Origin of the sequence: Dawidia soli (assembly GCF_018598185.1) — a bacterium.
Classification (GTDB): Bacteria; Bacteroidota; Bacteroidia; order Cytophagales; family Cyclobacteriaceae; genus Ohtaekwangia; species Ohtaekwangia soli.
Window position 1 is genome coordinate 16754 of the sequence record NZ_JAHESC010000059.1, and the last position, 20386, is coordinate 37139.

Here is a 20386-nt window from a genome sequence, read left to right on the forward strand (position 1 = left end):
CCATGGAACATTTTATTTAAGATATGCAGGAACTACAATTATCCCCGGGGGCCTGGGGCAGGCTGATCTTCCGAAGTGTAACCGGTATGGGTGTAGGCTTATTGATCTTACTGTGCACCCGGTGTTCGCCGGGCGATAGGAAAGTCCCACCTCCCCCGGATGATCCGAAAGCCTCGCTTCCCCCCGGTGATGCTGACAAAGGAAAGCTTGCCCTGGCCGACGGTTTCGAGGCTTTGGTGGTGGTAGACAGCGTGGGCAGGGCACGACACCTGGCCGTGAACGACAACGGCGACATCTATGTGAAGCTCCGTGCCGTCACACCCCGGGGTGGATCGGTGGCTCTTCGTGATACGACCGGCGACGGCAAAGCGGATCTCGTAAAATACTTCGGTACGTACAAAGACCCGAGCGCATACGGCACCGGTATGCGTATATACAATGGCTATATCTATTACGCGTCTACCGGCGTCGTATACCGCAGCAAGCTCGTGCCCGGCCAGCTGCTGCCCGATACTGTAGAAGAGCCGATCGTGATCGACGATGCGTACAGGGCCAATCCCCGTGGAACCGAGCATATTACCAAATCGATCACGTTCGACGACAAGGGGCACCTCTATGTTCCCTTCGGCGCTCCCGGCGACGTGTGCCAGGCAGAGAACAGAACCCCTGGCGCGCCCGGTATGCTTCCCTGCCCGCAGCTCGACATCCACGGCGGTGTCTGGCAATTCGACGCCAACAAGCCCGGTCAGGTACAGGGTGATGGAAAAAAATATGCTACCGGCATGCGAAGCCTGGTGGCGATGGCCTGGAATTTCGAAGACGGCAATCTGTTCGCCGTGCAACACGGGCGCGATGATTTTGCCAGGACGTGGCCGGGGCTTTACTCTCCCTGGCAGAGCGCGCTGCTTCCGTCAGAGGAGTTCTTCCGGATCACCGAAGGCACCAACGGCGGCTGGCCCTACTATTATTTCGATCAGATGCAGGATAAGAAAGTGCTGAACCCGGAGTACGGCGGCGACGGCAGAAAAGCCGACGGTGCCGACACGGTCGCACTACCGCTCATCGGTTTTCCCGGCCACTTTTCACCCAATGACCTGCTTTTCTACCGCGGCGACCAGTTTCCCGCACGCTATAAGAACGGCGCATTCATCGCCTTTCACGGTTCGACCATACGGGCGCCCTATCCGCAAGGGGGATACTTCGTAGCATTTGTGCCCATGAAGGGGGGGAAACCCACAGGTCCATGGGAAGTGTTTGCCGATGGCTTTGCGCAGCTGGATACGATCGTCAATACGTCCGACGCCAAGGCGCGGCCCATGGGGCTTTCCGAAGGACCTGACGGCTCGCTGTATGTGACCGAAAGCGTGAAAGGAAAGATCTGGAGGATCATGTTCAAGGGCGACAAGGCAGCCTTTGGCGAGCAGCAGCTGGCCGGAATGGAAACCCGGAAACAAACAGCCACCAATATCAAGCAGCCCGATGAGAAGAAAGACAACCTGTTCAAGGATACACCCGGCTCCGTCGCCTACACCCAGTACTGTGCTTCCTGCCACCTGCCCGGCGGCCAGGGCGATGGCAACCGGTATCCACCGCTGTTCGGTTCAAAATGGGTAAGCGGCCCGAGCAAGACGCTGATCGAAGTCGTACTGAAAGGACTGACCGGCCCGATAGAGGTCCGGGGAAAGACATACGATGGCGTCATGCCCGCACATGCGTTCCTTTCCGACGAGCAGGTGGCCGATATCCTCACCTACGTGCGTACACGAATGACCCACGGAAGCTCGGCGATCAAGGCAGACGAGGTGCGCGCCGTGCGTGCGGGGCTGAAATAGTCCGGCTCGTTGGCAAGCTCATCGTCAGGAAAATACTTCACGGCCGCTGCCGGGCCGTAAACCCTACCGGGATCTTCAGATCACCCCTGTCATACATGTTGATGTAAAGAACCACCGTATCCGCAGCCCCGGCCCAGGTAACCTTATAGCGATCCAGCATACCGGTGTTGTCAAACAGGCCGTTGGGCGTTTTAAAGGCGCAGCAGCTGCCTTCGCGGATATAGGAGACCGGCTCACCATGGGGTCCCAGGAGTGCATTCAGGTAGCGGCGTTCGTTCGCCGGGCCGCCGCCCGTATTGCCTACACTCACCGGATTCTTACGATCGAATCCATAGGTCGTGTCGGTCGTGGTTTCGGTAAGCTCAAAGGTGGCTGCATCGAGCGATGTCACGGGTTTGGTACGGGTGTTGCCGCTCATGCGGTGGGCGCCGCACCCCATAGCGGTAACAACGCAAAATAAAAATACTACTGCATGGATCGGTCTCATAGATGGATTGGTTTTGCTTCCTGAGATGCGGGGCTACGCGTTTTTCCACAACCACCGTTACAATATTTTCTTCCTGCAAGAACGCAGGATCAACAGCGCCGCCAGGCAGCCGGCGCCGCCGAACAAATAGATCGACGGATACCCCCACCCTGCCGCCAGCAGACCGGCCACAGGACCGGCGATGCTCAGCGAAAGATCAAAAAACGCAGAATAGGCGGCCAATGCCGTCCCCCGCATCTGCAGGGCTACCCGCTGAATGGCAAGTACCCCCAATGCCGGGAAAACGAGTGAAAAACCAATTCCCGTCAGCGCACAACCCGCAATGGCAAACGACGGGGTGGACGAGAATCCGATCAACAGCTGCCCCGCCATTTCCACGATGAACGATACAAGGGCTACGCTATATCCTCCAAACCGGTCGGGAAAGGAAGCAAAAAAGACCCGCGTCAAAATATAGGAGCCCCCGAAACCTATAAATCCCCACGACGCGTGCTCCCAGCCTTTGGCTGCAAACAACAACGATATGAACGAAGCGATACAATCCGGCACAAAATTCATGAATCGGGGCAACGGCGGCGATAGCCGCTCAATGGCTATGATTGGACAAATAATGGCTGGCTCTGAAGTCCGTGGCCGTTACGCCGGTATGCTTCCGGAAGAACCGTGAAAAATAGGCGTGATCCGCATATCCGAGGTCAAAGGCGATCTGTTTGATATCCAGGACCGCATACCGGAGCATGCGCTTGGCCTCCAACAGGATCTCCTGCTGGATCCAATAGCTCGCGGAAAAACCCGTAAGGTCTTTTACAACCTCATTCAGATAAAGTGGCGTGATATGGAGTAGTGCTGCATAATCCTGCACCTGCTTTTTTTCCTTGCAGTGTGCTTTTACCAGCTTTTTAAACCTGAGGACGGTATGATACTTCGGTCCACCGATGATGGCGACGGTATCTTTTGCCTCCGCGATCCTGGAAGCGACCATCCCCGCCAGTGTATCGACCAACGACCTGGACAACCGCTCGCGAAACAACTGCGGCTCCCGGTCCAGCATTTCCACCAGCAACAGCGTTGTAGTAAAGACTGCATCGCCCTTTTTTAAAGGCACACCTTGTCCGGAATGAAGGTATGCGTCAAAGATTTCCCGATAGGTGCTATCGATCAGGTCCGGCGCCACAAAAACAAACCATCCTGCGGTACGGTGAAATGATACGTACCGATGCACTTGCCCGGGGATGACATAACTAAGGGAAGCATCTTTTAACACAACCTCCTGGAAATCGAATTCCCACACAAAACGTCCGTGCTGCTGGATGATAAACATATAATGATCATCCCGGTGTGAATCCCGCACATTTTCCGTCAGGCTACTGAAAGGTGCAACGCTAATACCGATGCTTTTCAGTTCATTCTCATGGAGCGTGATCGCTTGTTTCTTCCGGGACATCGTCATGCTTTCTTTGCCGGTAAAAATACAATTTCACCAGCGTTCCCCAACCTGCTGCCGTCCTGCCCGGCGGATTTTCAACATGGTGCTTCGCTACCGGACGATTTCCAGTCCATCCTTCGAATGGATCTTCGGAAACGGCGCATGCGGCTCCGTTTGATACCAGAACGCCACGGAAGAAATATCATCCTGTAACGGCAGGTAGCGGCCACCGCTGCGCCATCCCAGCGCCTGGATCGTAATCTTCAGATCCTTATTAAAACGAACGGGATCGGTGATATGCCACCGGTACATCCCGAACATGGTCTGCGATTTGAACGCGCCGTCCGGTTTGAACACGTGGAAACCCGCGTACGAAGTTGAATAATCCTCATACTGCTGCTGGCCGTTCTTGTCCTTCACGGCAAACGCATAGGAGCCGCAGAAGTAGTCCTCCGTGCCCGTGCCACAGATCGTGGGGTATTGTGTGTCACCATCCATATAGAACTTGATCTCCCCTTCGCCCCACCAGCCATTGCTCTTGCTCTGCCACAGCATATACGTGCCGACATAATGCCCTTTACCCTTGATCCCGTCTACGATGGTATACACGTCCTTATACGGCACCGGGTTCACCCGGCGGAACTGCGCATGAAAATATGCGGCATCATCGGGCACGGTGGTGCGCGTGTAGTCGATCTGATAGTACAGGATCATTTCCTCATCGGCGACGTTTTCCAGGGTGATGCGGCACTTCTTTCGAAAGGGCATCGCCCAATAGCTGTTGAAGGCGCTACCAGGATTCACGCACACCGCCAGCGACGAGATCGGCTTGTACTCATAGGCGGCGGCAAAGAAGTCGCCTACGGGCACCTCCACAGACGGCTCTTTCTCGTCGTCCCAATACATGCGAAGAATGCTGTAACGCCAGTTGCCCGTCGGCGTCATCCAGATGTGTTGTATGGCCCCTCCGCCCTCGATCTCGGCGAGTGTATAGGTGGTGTGCGCGGCAATGCGGATAAAGGGATTGACCTTCCATCCAGGGCCGAGATCTCGCGCAGGGCCCGAGGCCGTGCCTTCCTTCGCCATGCCGCCCTTGCCTTTCTCACCAGTAGGGTTCTCCGGACTGATCGACCGCGTCTGCGCATCCGAAAGCCTGTAGAGGTTATCCATGTTTGTGCCTATACCGTCAAAGCCCCCCTTTTGCGCAGCGGCCTCTAATGTCAGGAAGGCTGCCAGGAGGAAGAGAAATGCCCGTAGTCTCATCGTATTATGGTTGGTTGAATATCGAAGCATACTTTACAGTTTATAGTTTACCAAAACTCAAAATCTCGGTTGTCCCGTCTGAAATCTCTTACCGGCTGTAATGCCCGGCCAGTCGTCGGTGCGGAAGGGTACGGCCGGAAGACCATCGGCGTTGTAAAGATCCAGCGGCCCGGGGTTGTCGTCCCACGCATAGCGCACCGCCACAGGCTTTGATACCTGGCGACACGTAACCTCCACCGTTCCGTTAACGAGCGTGGCCTGCGCCCAATAAAACTTCCTGTCCTCGCCGGCCATCTGGAATCCACGCACAAAGCCGTATTTGTCCTTTGTTATCAGACCACCGCCAGTATTGTCGTATTCAATAGTCGCCGTACCACCGCCGAGCTTCATTGACCGGAACGTCGGTCCTGCGCTGACGATGTTCTTCTGGTATACTTTATTTAGCGCACCGAGTGCCAGGCGCTTGCCGACATCTTCCTTGTTCCGGGGGTGAATGTCGTTCGCTTCACCCAGGTCGATGGACACGGCCATGGCGGTGTTGGGCAGGGCCAGCGCAGCCGCCTGCGCTTCCCTCAGTTCGGCCCAGGCACTCGGTGCCGGCAGCGGCGACTCCGCCATATAGTTAGCAAGCTGCACAAAGAGAAAAGGAAGCTCGGGCTGTTTCCATGTTGAACGCCAGTCTGCGATCATCGCGGGGAACAGCTTGCGGTATTCATCGGCACGATCGGCGTTGGCCTCTCCCTGATACCAAATTACGCCTTTGATGGACATGCGCGTGAGCGGCGCAATGCTCCCGTTGTATAACACAGCGGGCGAAGAAAAAGGTGTAGCATTGGGCACCAGCACCTTCGGAAATTTTGCAGCATCGATAGCCTGGCCTTTCCTGTACAGCCAGTCACCCGATAGATGTTTGTGCGCCCACATGGAAGGTGTGGTGAACCCACCCCTGCCCCCGACGTCAAAGACACGTACCACCAGCACGTTGCCCGTAGGCTTCAAAATGTCTGTCGGCACGTCGTAACCATGATGATTGTAGTTGCCGTAGCTCTCGCCCACTTTTACACCGTTCACCCAGGCGATGTCGTAGTCGTCGACCTGCAGCAGCCCCACATGAAATGTTTTGCCCGTATGGTTTTCCGGCAGGTCGAACGTTGTCCTGAACCATACGGCACCGTCGTGGTCACGCAGGTCGGGTACATTTTCCCAGGTGTTGCCAAGGGGCTGGATCGGCTTCCATTCCGAAAGGTCGGTATCCACGTCGAACCATTCCCCCACGATGCCCGGCCCCTTGTAATAATACTTTTTATACCACGCGGGCTTCATTTTCTCAAAGTCGGCCCGCATCGCGGCGAAGTTCTTATTACGCTTCAGCACGGGCTCGATGTCGGCCCTGAACTGATCAAACGCCAGAAGCGCCTCGTTACTCATCCAGCTTTCAACGCTGGTAGCCCCCAGGTTGTCGCTGACCAGGCCGATGGGCACGTTCAGTTCCCGGTACAGCTTCTTCCCGAAGTGATAGGCTACGGCCGAGAAATATTTTATATTCTCTTGGCTCAGCGTGTTCCATCCCGTTCCACCCTTGATATCTTCTGCCGGCAAATAATCGATATCGACATGCACGGTAAAGAGACGGACCTGTGCGTTCTTCAGAAAAGCGCTGTCTTTCTCGTCAAAGCCGGTCTGGTCTATTGTCCACTGCATGTTGGACTGCCCGCCGCAGATCCAGACATCGCCGATCAGAACATCCGACAACACAATAGTGTTTCTCCCCTCCACGGTTAACGTATAGGGCCCGCCGGCTTCCAGGGCCGGCAGCACGACGCTCCATGTACCCTGCTTGTTCGCGATCGCCGTAGCCGATTTCATCATGAGGGTGACAGCGACCTTTTCTCCCGGCGAAGCCCACCCCCACACGTTAACAGGGGCGCCTCGCTGAAGTACCATGTGATCGCGAAAGATTGCAGGCAGCCTCACGTCGGCCATGGCTGCCGGAACCATGACCAGAAGGACCATACAAAAGATCAAGCCCCTGAAAGGCATAACACCACCGCGCGTGCGCTTCATGAACGGATTATTTTCTGTCAAAGATCACTTTTATAAACCGGGGATGATAGAAGTTCGGAGTTTTCTTGAGCTGCTCCAGGAAGTTGAAGCTATTGATGTTATAGCTGATGAGCAGCTCTCCCGGCTTCGATAGCGCGGGGTGGGCCTTCGCATTATAGGTATAGATGTCTTTCTCCGTCAATTCGGAAGATGTATTCCAGATCACCTGGCGTCGTTCGAAAGGCCCCACCGGCGAAGGACCGATCTGCATACAGATTTCCGAAAAGATACCGCCGAGCTGATAGATCAGCGCGTACTGGCCGTTGCCGATGGCGGAGACGCTCATCTCGTTTGAAACACTGTCGGCCAGCGCGGCAGCAGCCTTCAGGTCCTTCGTCCATCCGTCGGATGTCCTGAACTCCCAGGACGAGAATGTTGCCAGCGTTCCCGCTGGGGTCCGCGCAGCGATCAGCTCCTTTGTCGGGCCGCGAACGCCATAGATGTATAGATAACCATCCGGATCGGGAGCTCCCGACTCCCGGGTATTGGCATAGATGCCCGCCCCGAAGGCCGTCGCCGCCGGGTCGTCGCTGGGCGATACAAGGGGAAGGTCCACCTGCCTCGACTTTGTAAGATCCGTAGTATGCGGCGGATAGATCAGCAACGTTGTACCTACCTGGCGGAACGGGAACTTCGAACCGTCGTTGGTATTATGAATGAGGTAGCCGAAGATATACAGGCTGTCTCCCGCTTCATGATCCACCACGCCGTCGCCCAGCCAGTAGTAGTCGCCAGGCTGTGTCCGGGGCGTTGACGGCAGGAATACCGAGCTTGTATCGTCTCCCACGATGAACGTCGCATGGTCTTCCCGCGGCTCGTTCCCGCGCAGCAGCATCACCGAATTATTGATCATGGCCATACCGGGCGCGCCGGATTGCCGGGGGTCGCCCGCCTCGCCGAACATGGTGTCGCTGAAAACGAAGAGCACGGTATCGCCCGACGCCCCGGCATCGTTCCCTTTCAAGGGAATGGAGTAGATGCCGTCGGCGCCGAACCATCCCCGTGACCGTGTGAACAACGCTGTCCATTCCGGTGCGGCCTGCACCGTATAGGTCACCTCGTGCAGTTCTTCTTTTTTCTGTTGACAGGACGTCAGTACACCGGCTGCGGCCAGCGCGATCAACACACAATAGGAAGCGATCTGTTTCATCATCATCAATTTACAGGTACTATTTAGGAGCGGCAACGTATTTATAAATAAATACTTCGTCGTTCGTCTCTCCGGCCCACGAAAGGTCGATGTGGATCTCGAGCTCGAGCTTGTCGACGGTAAGCGTTTTCACGTTGAAGACATCGGTTGTAAACACATCGGGACTGAATATGCTGTGATATTTCATCTCAAACGTGGTCTCGTCTTCTGAAAGGGCCCAGGTGTCGTAGTCGTTGAATTCTTCAAGCTCGCACCCGCCGGCGTGGCTCGTGCCATAGAAGGAGTCCATGAGACCGTCGGCATGGAACAGATAATAATTATCTTTTTCACACTCCCGGATGTCTTCCTTGTTCCCCTTGTTCACCCAGATCTTCGAGGTGAACATCCACTTCCTGCGCGAAAGGTTTATGCGCGGCGCGGCGGCCACCGCCAGCGTAAGATCGCTGTTCACCACATCGCCGGATGCCGTCTCCGCACGGAAGGCAAAGCCGATCAGCTGGTCAATGTCTTCTTCCCGGCCCACGTACCGGAAGGTATATTCGCCGCCCGGCGAAAGCGCCGCAGCGTCCACCGCGAGCATACCGTCGATGCCGTAACCCCCGTCCACGGTCAGGTTTACGGACTTCGTAATGGTCAGCGCGCGCACGTCCGGAGGTAGCATTACGGTGACCACCGCTTCGCTGCCCTCCCGCACCTGCGTGCGGTACTGACCGTACCCGGCAATCTTGATATTCTGTCCCGGAATAGTGAGCTCCAGGCCCGGCTTGTCCGAATTGGACTCATAGTCGTCTTCGCACGAAAGCGTGCCTGCACACGCCACCAGCATAAGACCGAAAAGATATTGACGAATGTTTTTCATCGCTTTATGCATTTACCGTCTAATAATCGTTTTGAGGAAGGTTCACGTTCAGGTCGCGCTCGCGCTGTGGAATGGGGAACAAGTAATGGTTCGCCCGCGGCGTCACACCGGGTTTGGCCAGGGGTACCAGGGTCTCCAGCTTCCCGGTGCGCACCAGGTCGAACCACCGGTGACCTTCTGCCGCCAGTTCTAGCCTGCGCTGCGCGAGTACTTCGTCGCGGAACTGTTCTGTGGTAAGACCCGAGACGTCGCCCTGGTTGGCGCGGTGGCGCACCATGTTGAGGTAGGTATAGGCGTCGGCCGTCGGGCCGTTTTCCTCGTTCAGCGCCTCCGCATACATCAGCAGCACGTCGGCATAGCGGATCACGGGAAAATCCTGGGCCGCTTTCGCATTGGTGAACTCCTCGGGGTTGGTGACGTCCCAATACTTTCTGAAATAATATTTATCAAACGGAACATCGTAGGTCGTTCCCGCCACGGTCTCCTTGAACTCGTTGAAGACGGTTACAGAGTCACGCTCATCGTTTGTAGGGTATGCATCGACCAGGGCCTGCGTAGGCACCTGCCATCCCAGGGTGTTGTTGGTGATGCCCGCCTTCACCAGCGCATTGGGCAGCAGCCGTGTGTGAAATTGTCCGCTTTCCCAAAAGATGATCTTGCCGCCGGCATCGCCGAAGCCCACGCTGAAGATCGCTTCCTTGCCGCCGCGGTTCTGGATCTTGAATACATCCACATAGTCATCCCAGAGCTCGTAGTTTCCCGAGCCGATCACCTCCAGCGCCTTGGCTGCAGCCATTCCATATTCCTGACGGGTCAGATACACTTTCGCCAGCAGCGCTTTGGCCGCACCCTGCGTGGCTCTTCCCCGGCCCTCTGCCTGTTCTTCCGGAAGCCCTTCCGCGTCGGTCAGGTCGGCAATGATCTGGGTATAGATCTCGTTCACTTCCGCAACGTTGGGTTTTAACGGTTCCTCTATCTTCAGCAACAAGGGGATCTTTCCGAACATCCGCACCAGGTTGAAATACAACAGGGCCCGAAGGAACTTCGCTTCGTTCACAAGCCGGGTCCTCAGCGTGGCATTCATGTCGATCGCGGGGATCTTCTCGATGGCGATGTTCGCCAGCGAGACGGCCTTATAGTGCTGTTTCCAGACATCGGTCACGATTCCGTTCTGCGGCGAGTACGTGAAGTTCGAAAGCTGATCGGCATCGGTCATGCCCACCTGGTTGTTGAGCATCTCGTCAGAAGCCAGGCCCATCATGATCCAGAAGTTGCTGTGGTATACGCCGCCAAAAGTATCACCGCTCTGCGAGTTCAGGTGCCCGTAAATAGCGTTTACGGCCGACACGGCGTCTGCTTCGGTCTTATAGAAGTTCGATACCGCCACAAAGTTCTGCGGATCTTCTTCCAGAAAATCCTTGCATGACGGGGCCAGGAACGCCAGCAGTAGCAACATGCCGGCGAGCTTTATATTTCGTTTCATGAATTTCATATCTCAAATGGGGTAAGATGTTATAGGCCAATGTTCACTCCGACCAGGTAGGTCTTCGTCATCGGGTAGCGTCCCTGATCGACGCCGGGCATGGCCGTGGCGACGCCGTAGGAGCTTCCTTCCGGGTCATAGCCCGTGTACCGGGTGAACGTCGCCAGGTTGGTGGCGCTGACATAGAGGCGCAGTGTCTTCACGTTGGCCCGGCTCAGGATCGCCGAAGGAATGTTATAGCCGAGCGTAATGTTCTTGATACGCACGTACGACGCGTCTTCCACATACGCCGAAGAGAACGTGCCCACATCGATGGTGCGGTTCGCCAGGGCACGCGGATAACGGTTACCCGGGTGCTCCGGGGTCCAGCGATTCAATCCCGCCTCCGCGGAGATATTCTGCACGCCGCGGAAGTCTTCCAGCGCCAGCGCGTTGAAGTTCGCCATCTTGTTGCCCTGCGATCCCTGGATGAACACGCTCAGGCTAAAGTTGCCGTATGACAGCGTATTGTTGAATCCCCAGGTGAAGTCCGGAAGCGCGTTACCGAGGATCGTTCGGTCGTTCTCGTTGATCACCGTGTCGGGGGCGGACAGATTCCGGTACCGCCTGTCGCCGGCGCGGGCACGCGTAAGTTCGTTACCCGGAATGTTATGCTGCCCGTTGAGCACCGCCGCAGCTTCCGCTTCCTCGTCGGTCTGGAAAATGCCATCGAACTGCAGACCGTAAAAGGTACCCAACGGCTGACCTTCCCGCAGGATCAGCCCCGAGCCCAGGTTCACGTCCTTCCCGTCTTCCGCCAACCGGGTGATCTTGTTGGTGTACGTGGAAAAGTTGATGGACGAGTTCCATTTCAGTTTGCCGGTGGTGTTTACGGTTCGAATGTCGATATCGAGCCCCCGGTTCGTCAGGTCGCCGATATTCAGGGTCGTGGCATCAAAGCCCGAGGTGAACGGTATGGGCGTGCTCAGCAGAAGGTCATAGGTATATTTCTGGTATACATCGGCCGTGAGCGTGATCCGGTCGTTCAGGAACCCGGCGTCGATACCGATATCGAACTGGCGGGTGGTCTCCCACTTCAGGTTGGGATTGCTATAGGCCGTCGGTTGGCTACTGGAATAATAATCGACCGTGGCGCCGTGATTAAAGACACCCTCGCCGTATGCGCCCACCAGCGCGAGCGACTGGTACGAGTCGATCGCCTGGTTTCCGATGATCCCCAGGGAGGTGCGCAGCTTGAGTTCGGATATAAACTCCACGGGCTTCATCCATTCCTCTTCCACGATCCGCCAGGCCAGGGCTGCCGACGGAAAGAACGCGTATTTGTTATTCGCGCCGAACTTCGAAGACCCGTCTACCCGGCCCGTAAGAGTAGCCAGGTACCGACGGTTGAACGAATACTGCACGCGGCCCAGATAGGACTGCATGGTCCACGTGGCCTCGCCTACCACCGGGGGCTGGGGCTCGGCGGCACCGCGCAGGCTGTGGTATCCCAGGCGGGGATCGGAAATGCCGAACACATATCCGTTGAGCCGCTCGCTCTTGAATCCCTGCAGGGTATAGCCCGCCACCGCCGTGATCGAATGTTTCGTAGCGATGGTCTTGTCGAAGGTGATCGTATTCTCGTTCAGCCACGTCGTGGCTTCGAGGGTCGCAACGCTTGCTTCGCCCTTGGAGCCGGCCGCCGATTTGAGGAAGTCGGGAGCGAACGCCCGGTCCCTGGACGAAATGCCGTCAATCCCAAAGGTGCTCTTGAGCTCCAGCGACGGCAGGATCTTGTAGCGCGCCTCTACGTTGCCGAGAATACGCTGGGTGGTGCTATAGGCCTTGTGCTCCTTCGCTTCGGCGACGGGGTTTCCAATGACGATGCCCCGGTCGTTCTCATAGGTATAGCCGCCTTTCACCGTAGGGTCATACACCGGTTGGATGGGGTTCATCCCCAGCGCACCGCCGATCACACCCGGCGTGATCTGCTGCAGCCCGGTGTTCACCGAGTTACCCTTGGTATAGGCATAGGCGATGTTGGCCCCGATGCTGAGCTTTTTGGTCACCTCGGTCGTGACGTTCGAGCGAAAATTGTAACGCGAAAAGTCGGAGTTTATCACGATCCCCTGCTGGCCGAAATATCCGCCGGAAATGGTATACGTCACCTTGTCGCTTCCACCGGAAACACCCACCTGGTGACTCTGAATGGGCGCCGTGCGCAGCATCTCCTTTTGCCAGTCCGTGCCCTGGCCCAGGGTTGAGGGGTTGACATACTCGGCCTGCTGGCCACCGTTGATACGCGCTTCATTGACAAACTCGGCAAACTGCTGCGCATTGAGCACGTCGATATATTTTGACGGTTCTTGTACACCATAGTAGCTGTCGACCGTCACGGCACTCGTCCCCTTCCGCCCATGCTTGGTGGTGATCAGGACCACGCCGTTCGCGCCGCGCGCACCATAGATGGCCGTGGCCGAAGCGTCCTTCAGGATCTCAATGGACTCGATGTCATTGGGGTTGATGGCCGCCAGCGGACCGATGCGCGGCGCGCTGCCCACGGTGGCGTTGGTCACTTCTGCGGTGTTGCTGTTCACCAGCATACCGTCAATGACATAGAGCGGCTCATTTCCCGCCAGAATGGAGCTGATCCCGCGGATACGGATAGACGCCTCGGCTCCGGGCGCACCCGATGTCTGCATCACCTGGACGCCCGCGGCCCTGCCTTGCAGTGCCTGGTCGAACGACGTAGTGGGCACCGCCGTGATCTCTTCTGCCTTCACCGATGCCACGGACCCGGTAAGGTCCGTTTTCTTTACCGTGCCGTATCCGATCACCACCACCTCCGACAACGTCTCGAGCGACGGTGTCAGCGTAACGTTTACCGTCGTCTGCGTGCCCACGACGACTTCTTCCGGCGAAAAGCCGATGAACGAAAATACCAGCACCGCATCCGCACCGGCACGAATGGTATAATTTCCGTCGGCATCCGTCACCGTGCCGATGCTGGAACCTTTTATCAGGACGCTGACACCCGGCAGCGATTCGCCCGACGAAGCGATCACCTTTCCACGCACGGTCCGCTCCTGAACCATTCCTTCGGGAAATGCTTCCAGCGGGACGCCCAGCTCCACCGATAACAGCAGCAAGAGCCACCGGCATAAATTGTGGTAAAACTTTCTATTCATAATTGATTGGTTAAGACGTTTTATATTGGGTTCACATAAAAATGTATACGTTCACTACTCCGCTGTTCCCCAGGCCTGATTCGGTTTGTCACCCAGCCAGATCTCGAGCGCTCCCCCTTTTGCATAGTCCTCATGCGTAAACCAGAAGCGCTGCTGCGGCTTTCCGTTCAGCGATGCGTTTTGTATATACATATTCTCCGGAGCGTTGTTGTGCGTGGTGATCACGAACTGCTTTCCCCGGTAATACTTCGGATCGAGCTGAATGGTGATCTTGTCGAAAATAGGACTGGTGATATCGTACGTGGGAACAGCCGATGCATTGCCCTGAAGGCTGAACAACCCCATGGCCATCAGCGCGCTCACGCCGCCCATCTGCCCCTGGTCTTCGTCATGCCCGCCATAGCCAAGGTCGGGCGTTGTGCCGCCATAAGCTTGCTCTTTTACTCTTCTTACCCAGTATTGCGTAAGCCAGGGCTTGCCTGCGTAGTTGAACACGTGAGCGTTGGAACAACCAGGTTGATTGGCATAGCTCACATAGCCGTCGTTGTAGGCAAAGACAAAGTCGCTGGCGCTTGCCTGCTCAAAGGCATGGTTCAGCTTATGACAAAGGGTATCGTTCCCGCCCAGTAAGGCGGCAAGGCCCGGGATGTCGTGTGACACGCCCCATGTGGCCTGCCACGCATTGGCTTCCACCCATCCCTGCCCGCTCAGCGGATCGCGATGTACAAAGTGTCCGTTGTCGTCTTTCGGGAACAGTAACTTCTGCTGGGGATCGTAGCACTTCTTCCATCCCTGCGCACGGTTCATAAAGAAAGTATAGTCTTTCTTCTTTCCGAGGCGCTGCGCCATCTGTGCGATGGCCCAATCCTGGAAGGCGGCCTCCACCGTAATGCCGGCGTTGTTGCGCCACCAGCCATTCTTCGTATAGAAGTTGATGTCCTCCGCAGACCCCAGCATGCCACCGGGAAGATGGTTGCGTTTCAGGATTTCGAAAGCGTGCCGGGGATCGGCCCTGGTAAGCATGCCCTTCATGTACGTGCTCACGATGAGGTTGGTGGTCGGGCAACTGGTCATGATATACGAATATCCACCGCCCGAAGGACCGCGGGGAAGTAAATAGCCATTGTCCGCATATTGCAGCATCGATGCCGATAGCTCATCCTGGACACCCGGCCACGCCAGCCCCCACAGAATATTGAGGTTCCATTGCGACAGCCAGAAGGCATCGGAATTATACATGTTGTAGCGCAGACTGCCGTCGGCATTCCGGGGCAGGGTTTTGACCTTGAAAACGGACTCGGTAAATGTTCCTTCGCGCGTGCCCTGCGTACGGTCCGGATAATCGCCCGAAATGTCGTTGATCTTGTGCCGCCCCAGCAGCACGTGCCACAGGTCGGTATAGAATTTCACGCGCTGGTCCGTACGCCCACCCTGCACATCGATCTTTCCGAGCCACTCGTTCCACGTAGCCTTCGACTCGTTGCGCACAGCGTCGAAATCCCAGCCCGCACATTCTTGCTGAAGATTGTTGCGGGCGTTATCGATGCTGGTATACGAAATACCGATCTTCATCTGCACCACATCGCCCGCCTTCACCGCATACGCCGCGGACAAACCGAGGCTGTCGCCTTGAAGCGTGGTCACCTGCTGATGGTGCTCATTTCCGACCCAGCCGTTGAGCTGATCATACGGCTTGTCGAACTGCACCACGAAGAAGACCTTCACATCCCGGGGACCACCCCAGTAGCGTTTCACGGAGCTGAATGACCCTTCGAACTCCGTGCGGCTGTTCTTCTTCACCGACGCGCCGGCCATCGTCGTCCCACAGAGATACCCGCCCAGGTTTGTGAGCAGTTGCGTCGGCTGGTCGGCCGTAAACCTGAACCGGTAAAAGCTCACACGCTCCGTCGCCGTCAGCTCCACCCACGTGCGCGGATCCTGCAGGTATACCCGGTGGTAGCCGGGCTGAACAATTTCTTCCGCATGCGTAAAGCGCGATTTCCATGCCTGTTCACCCCGCGACGGGTTGACGTCCGCACGGGCCGGCATGATCTCGAGTCCCGACAGCATCCAGCAGGCGATCTGACCGAAGCCCAGAATGTGTGACTCGTTATAGTTGTAACCGCCGCCGCCCTGGTTCTTGTTGCGGGTATGCGGCGCCGCCCCCGTCATGCCAAAAGGCCGGCCGCCGGTAATAAAGAAAAAGTGGCGCCCCCGGTTCGTCTCGATATAAGGGTCCACCATCGATACGTAGTCGGTGAACTGATCGGCCGAAGGGAACACCTCGACCTCCGAGAATCCGAGGTCCCTGCCCGTACCATCCGTAACAACGATCTTCACCCATCGTATCGTTTTTGTCTCGAATTCCACCGCCCGGCCCGTACCGTCATTGGGGATCTGGTTCACCCAGAGCGTACTGCCGTCGCTGAAAAGCAGTTTGCAGGTGGCGATGTGGTTGCGCTGCGTCACCCGGTCGTACAGCACGATACGGTTCACCTGCTGGGGTGACTGCCATGCCAGTTGAAGCCATGGAAAGCGTATATATCCCCAGTCGGTAGTGTCGCCCTGGCAGGCCCATTCCCCCTGGCCGTCAATATGAATGATACCATCCACCACGTTGGACGGCTTGTACGTCTCGCCCCGGTACGTCGATGCGGTGACCGTAGCGTGCGGAGCGATGCTGTCCGGCCCCGCCCAGGCTTTCAGCGTAAAAAAGAAAAGGAGGACGATCGAATGTGTCGAAAATTGAAAGATTCTCATGGTTGCCGTTATAAAGTAATTGACTCGTTTCCCTGCAAAGTCTTCAGCTGCTGATATCGGTGCCATGAAGGAGGTGTACATACATCGGGAGGATCGTCCCTGTCATTACCGGCCATTTCATAGGTTTGGTTTTTGGTTTACATAAATGTATATATGTTCATACTTATTATGCAAGAACTTTCTACAATCGTTTGCACTGAAATTGGAAATACCGCAAAAAATCCCGCTTTTTTAGTGAGTGGTCGCTGTCCCGCCGGCGAATGCCGTCATATATACATATCGATACTATACATATAGATCGGTATGTCCTATGGTGTTTAAACATGAATATGAATACCGCATCGGTAATGCACATCGTGAGGCATGGGCGATCCTTTCCCGTACCGAAGAATGGATTTTCGAAACCAATGATTATGCACAACGGCCCGGCCCCCGGCGTGGAAGGCGACTTGTTACTGCAACAACTCCAACAGATCCCGTGAAGTGAGCGATTTGAGTATCGACGCATCGCTATGGATCAGGCTTCCCACAAGGTCCCGTTTCGTCTCCTGTAACTTCAGGATCTTCTCCTCGATGGTATTCGGACAGATCAGCCTTACCGCCACTACATTCTTATGCTGCCCGATGCGATGCGCGCGGTCTATAGCCTGGTTTTCGACGGCTGGGTTCCACCACGGATCGACCAGGTATACATAGTCCGCCGCGGTAAGATTCAGTCCCGTGCCGCCCGCTTTCAGGCTGATGAGGAACACCCGTGTATGCGGGTTGTGCTGAAAGTCCTTGATCCTTTCGGCCCGGTTCCGCGTCTGTCCCGTAAGATATTGAAACGGAATGTTCCGCAACCCGAGCTGTATCCGGATCAGGTCGAGCATGGTCACAAACTGCGAAAATACCAGGATCTTATGATGTACATGCTGGTTCTCGATATGCTCGATCAGGGTATCGATCTTTGCCGACTCGTTACCAAAGTACTCATCGTCTTTAATGATCGCCGGCGAGTTGCACAGCTGCCGCAGCTTTGTCAGTCCCTGTAAAATATGCATACTCTGTGCGGCGATCTTATCCTCCGGAGTGGATTCGAGAAAATCCCTGAACTCCCGTTCACACGCGTCATAAACCTTGCGCTGTTCCGGTCCCATCTCGCAATGTACGATCATCTCGGTCTTCTCCGGAAGCTCCGCGGCCACCTGCTCCTTGGTCCGTCGCAGGATAAACGGGTTGATCCGCCGCTGCAACGCCTTGGTATGCTTCATGCTTTTAAACTTGTCGATCGGAATAGCATAATGATCGCGGAAGTGCCGCAACGTACCCAATAATCCCGGGCACGCAAACGACAGTTGCCCATAGAGATCGAATGTATTGTTTTCGATCGGCGTACCACTCAGCGCGACCCGGTTCCGCGCGTTCAGCAAACGCGCGGCCTTATACCGCTGCGAGTCCGGATTCTTTATGGCCTGCGATTCATCCAGGAATATATAATTGAACGCGTACTCCTTCAAATGAACCACGTCCGCCAGTAACGTCGTGTAGGATGTAAGAATGATCTCATAACCATCGAACGACTGTACGTCACGCACGCGCGACGTCCCATAAAGCGTCAGCACCCGCAGCGAAGGCGCAAACTTCTGCACCTCTTCCTGCCAGTTATAAATAAGCGAAGCCGGCACCACCACCAGGTTGGTATTACGCTTCTGTTTGGTCCGCTGCGAAAGAATAAAGGCGATGATCTGCAACGTCTTTCCAAGCCCCATATCGTCCGCCAGGCACCCGCCAAAGTTGAAGTCGTCCAGGAAGCCGAGCCAGTTGAGGCCTTGCTGCTGATACGGGCGGAGCGTCGCCATAAGCCCTTCCGGCACAGCGACAGGGTCGATGGTCTCAAAGCTGCCGGCCTTTTGCTGTACGCGGCTCAGAAGCGAGCTTGCCTCGGGTGTAAGCTGCTCCTGGTCATACAAACTGGAAATATCGCTGAAGCGTGAAACCGGCGTCCGCAATACACCGTCCGCCGTGATCTCGCCCGCCTCGAAATAGCGTTCGAACTTCGCCATCCACTCCTCCGGCAAGATCCCCAGCGTTCCGTCATCAAGCTGAATAAACCGGTTCTTGTTCCGTATTGACCTCTGCAAGTGCTTCAGCGATACCTGTTGCTTGTCAAACTTCACCGAGATGTTGGTATTGAACCAATCAACCCCGCTGCTCACCCGTATCGTGATCTTCGACTTGAACGGATTCAGATTGTTATGCGCAAGCGTATTGAACCCCAGGATCGAAATGCCCAACGCCCGCCACGCCTCAAACGCATCGAGGAACCAATCATTTTCGAGAAAGCGCTTCTTATGGATGTACAGGAAATCGCGCGCAAGTCCCTCCTCGAGCTGTGCCTCAAAATCCGGATGCTGCCGTATCAGCACACCCGCAAACTGCAGCTCCGCCTCCTCGTCGCGTTTCAACGTAAACGGTTTGCCCTGTTGATCTACGGAAAGGATCTGCCTCCGCGAGAGCACAGGCACCTCCAGCGAACCATACGTAAGCACCGGTGTGATCTCTATAAAATCACCCGAGTCCGACAGATAAATGATTCGCCGATGCGGCTCGTCAAAACCGTTCTGTTTCAACTGCCGGGCTGTCGCCCGGGCCATGTCCGGATAGGACAGGTTCACCTTACGCTCATACCGCGCCAGAAAGTCATGGTGGAACTCCGGCAGCTTGGACTTGTGAACCAGCAACACATTGTCCGACTCCTTGAACCGCTTCAGCACAGCCAGCAGGTCCGCATCTTCGATCAGATAGGCCTTGTTATCGACCATCATAAAATGATCGTATCGTATATCCACCTGTGCGACATCGAGGTGCTTCGGCCCGATGCGTATGAGCAGCGAAGCCTCGTAGAATATATCCCGGCTGCGGACCGTCAGATCCAGCTCCACGCGCTCCGGCCGCAGCTGTATCGGCACCAGCGAGCCCACCGTTATATTCGCGGACGCCGCGGCATTGTGAAAGTAAAAGTCGTATTGCAACGGGTTGCGCACCAACGCCTGCAAACCGGTAACATCGGTCTCAGACCGTGTCGTCCTGAAATTGCTGTGGAATTTGGAAAGCGCCGCAAAGAATTTTGTCTCCTCGGGTTTCTCCGTCTTCCAGATCAAATCCATCGGATCGAGTGGCGTGAGCGGCGCCTTGACCTTCCCCTCTTTGCTCAGCGGGGCGATAAACAGCTCGATAAAAAAATGCCCGTAGTATTTATGCTGGCTCAGCACAACGATGGTCCGTGTCCGCACGGGCTCTCCCGGTGCCGGCGGCGTTGTCTTCTGAGGAAGTGCCCGGATAGCCGGCGCGGTATTGAACGAAACCAGCCCCTTTAGCTTCGGCTTGATATGGACCGACTTCTGATCGTATTCCAGCGTAAAGAATTGCGAAAGGTCCTGCTCCTGCTCCATCCCATAATGCCGGGCCGCAGTTGCCAATTTCGCCTGACGCATCGGGCCATCGAAGAAAATCCGCAGCTCCTCGCGGTTCATGATCAGACTCAAAACCTGCCGCTGATGCTCGCACAGCTTCCGTTTCGGAGTGACGCACGTGCAATGAAGCATCAACGTCTTCCCGTCGTATCGCACCTCCACCCGATTGGCCGCCTGCACGGGGGTGGCCTCCCGGAACGTCGCACGGTCTATACTTACTTCCTCCGGAATAAAATCCGACACCCGCGCCGACGCGCTCAGATCCGCGCTATGACGAAAAATGAACGTCGATGTCAGCTCTGCGATGTTAAAATCCGCAATTTGGTAAGCATGCAGATCGGGCTGGGGATCATGGGATTTCGGCATCGTGTTCATTCGCCGCAATAATAGAGATTTTACGT

12 protein-coding genes are annotated in these 20386 nt (G+C 56.0%); 1 reads left to right on the forward strand and 11 read right to left on the reverse strand.

The features are described from left to right. The first annotated feature begins 23 nt into the window (after positions 1-23). Positions 24-1832, forward strand: a complete 1809-nt coding sequence (locus tag KK078_RS26970) for a PQQ-dependent sugar dehydrogenase (RefSeq protein WP_254093452.1) — start codon at positions 24-26, stop codon at positions 1830-1832. A 37-nt stretch (positions 1833-1869) separates the two neighbouring features. Here the strand turns inward: KK078_RS26970 and KK078_RS26975 are convergent, their stop codons facing one another. From KK078_RS26975 to KK078_RS27025, 11 genes are all read right to left on the reverse strand, one after another. Continuing rightward, positions 1870-2319 carry a hypothetical protein gene (locus KK078_RS26975; RefSeq protein ID WP_254093453.1) on the reverse strand — a complete coding sequence of 150 codons (450 nt, stop codon included), beginning with the start codon at positions 2317-2319 and terminating at the stop codon, positions 1870-1872. Between the two features lie 57 nt (positions 2320-2376). Beyond that, positions 2377-2877 carry an MFS transporter gene (locus tag KK078_RS26980; protein ID WP_254093454.1) on the reverse strand — a complete coding sequence of 167 codons (501 nt, stop codon included), beginning with the start codon at positions 2875-2877 and terminating at the stop codon, positions 2377-2379. Positions 2878-2905: 28 nt separating this feature from the next. Continuing rightward, positions 2906-3769 (reverse strand): helix-turn-helix domain-containing protein, encoded by an 864-nt coding sequence (locus KK078_RS26985; protein WP_254093455.1) that lies wholly within the window; start codon positions 3767-3769, stop codon positions 2906-2908. A gap of 87 nt (positions 3770-3856) precedes the next feature. Beyond that, the gene (locus KK078_RS26990; RefSeq protein ID WP_254093456.1) at positions 3857-5038 is read right to left on the reverse strand and encodes a glycoside hydrolase family 172 protein; all 1182 of its coding nucleotides are present in this window, start codon (positions 5036-5038) and stop codon (positions 3857-3859) included. Between the two features lie 27 nt (positions 5039-5065). Next, on the reverse strand, positions 5066-7072 hold the full coding sequence (locus tag KK078_RS26995) for a sialate O-acetylesterase (RefSeq protein WP_254093457.1): 2007 nt from the start codon (positions 7070-7072) through the stop codon (positions 5066-5068). Positions 7073-7079: 7 nt separating this feature from the next. Then, positions 7080-8267, reverse strand: a complete 1188-nt coding sequence (locus KK078_RS27000) for a DUF4185 domain-containing protein (protein ID WP_254093458.1) — start codon at positions 8265-8267, stop codon at positions 7080-7082. A 13-nt stretch (positions 8268-8280) separates the two neighbouring features. Then, entirely contained in the window at positions 8281-9120 is an 840-nt protein-coding gene (locus KK078_RS27005) for a lipocalin-like domain-containing protein (RefSeq protein WP_254093459.1), read from the reverse strand. Positions 9121-9139: 19 nt separating this feature from the next. Continuing rightward, complete coding sequence (locus KK078_RS27010; protein ID WP_254093460.1) at positions 9140-10603, reverse strand: RagB/SusD family nutrient uptake outer membrane protein; 1464 nt, start codon at positions 10601-10603, stop codon at positions 9140-9142. A gap of 29 nt (positions 10604-10632) precedes the next feature. Continuing rightward, complete coding sequence (locus tag KK078_RS27015; RefSeq protein WP_254093461.1) at positions 10633-13770, reverse strand: SusC/RagA family TonB-linked outer membrane protein; 3138 nt, start codon at positions 13768-13770, stop codon at positions 10633-10635. 54 nt (positions 13771-13824) lie between these two features. After that, positions 13825-16530, reverse strand: coding sequence for a GH92 family glycosyl hydrolase (locus tag KK078_RS27020; RefSeq protein ID WP_254093462.1), 2706 nt, complete (start codon positions 16528-16530; stop codon positions 13825-13827). A 452-nt stretch (positions 16531-16982) separates the two neighbouring features. Beyond that, entirely contained in the window at positions 16983-20351 is a 3369-nt protein-coding gene (locus KK078_RS27025) for a DEAD/DEAH box helicase (protein WP_254093463.1), read from the reverse strand. Positions 20352-20386 lie beyond the last annotated feature (35 nt).

What these genes read in the sequence shown, in the direction of transcription:
- KK078_RS27020 (WP_254093462.1), bottom strand. Translation starts at nt 16,530, where the DNA reads ATGAGAATCTTTCAATTTTCGACACATTCGATCGTCCTCCTTTTCTTT.
- KK078_RS26985 (WP_254093455.1), bottom strand. Translation starts at nt 3,769, where the DNA reads ATGACGATGTCCCGGAAGAAACAAGCGATCACGCTCCATGAGAATGAA.
- KK078_RS27005 (WP_254093459.1), bottom strand. Translation starts at nt 9,120, where the DNA reads ATGAAAAACATTCGTCAATATCTTTTCGGTCTTATGCTGGTGGCGTGT.
- KK078_RS27000 (WP_254093458.1), bottom strand. Translation starts at nt 8,267, where the DNA reads ATGATGATGAAACAGATCGCTTCCTATTGTGTGTTGATCGCGCTGGCC.
- KK078_RS26975 (WP_254093453.1), bottom strand. Translation starts at nt 2,319, where the DNA reads ATGAGACCGATCCATGCAGTAGTATTTTTATTTTGCGTTGTTACCGCT.
- KK078_RS27015 (WP_254093461.1), bottom strand. Translation starts at nt 13,770, where the DNA reads ATGAATAGAAAGTTTTACCACAATTTATGCCGGTGGCTCTTGCTGCTG.
- KK078_RS26970 (WP_254093452.1), top strand. Translation starts at nt 24, where the DNA reads ATGCAGGAACTACAATTATCCCCGGGGGCCTGGGGCAGGCTGATCTTC.
- KK078_RS26995 (WP_254093457.1), bottom strand. Translation starts at nt 7,072, where the DNA reads ATGAAGCGCACGCGCGGTGGTGTTATGCCTTTCAGGGGCTTGATCTTT.
- KK078_RS26980 (WP_254093454.1), bottom strand. Translation starts at nt 2,877, where the DNA reads ATGAATTTTGTGCCGGATTGTATCGCTTCGTTCATATCGTTGTTGTTT.
- KK078_RS26990 (WP_254093456.1), bottom strand. Translation starts at nt 5,038, where the DNA reads ATGCTTCGATATTCAACCAACCATAATACGATGAGACTACGGGCATTT.
- KK078_RS27025 (WP_254093463.1), bottom strand. Translation starts at nt 20,351, where the DNA reads ATGCCGAAATCCCATGATCCCCAGCCCGATCTGCATGCTTACCAAATT.
- KK078_RS27010 (WP_254093460.1), bottom strand. Translation starts at nt 10,603, where the DNA reads ATGAAACGAAATATAAAGCTCGCCGGCATGTTGCTACTGCTGGCGTTC.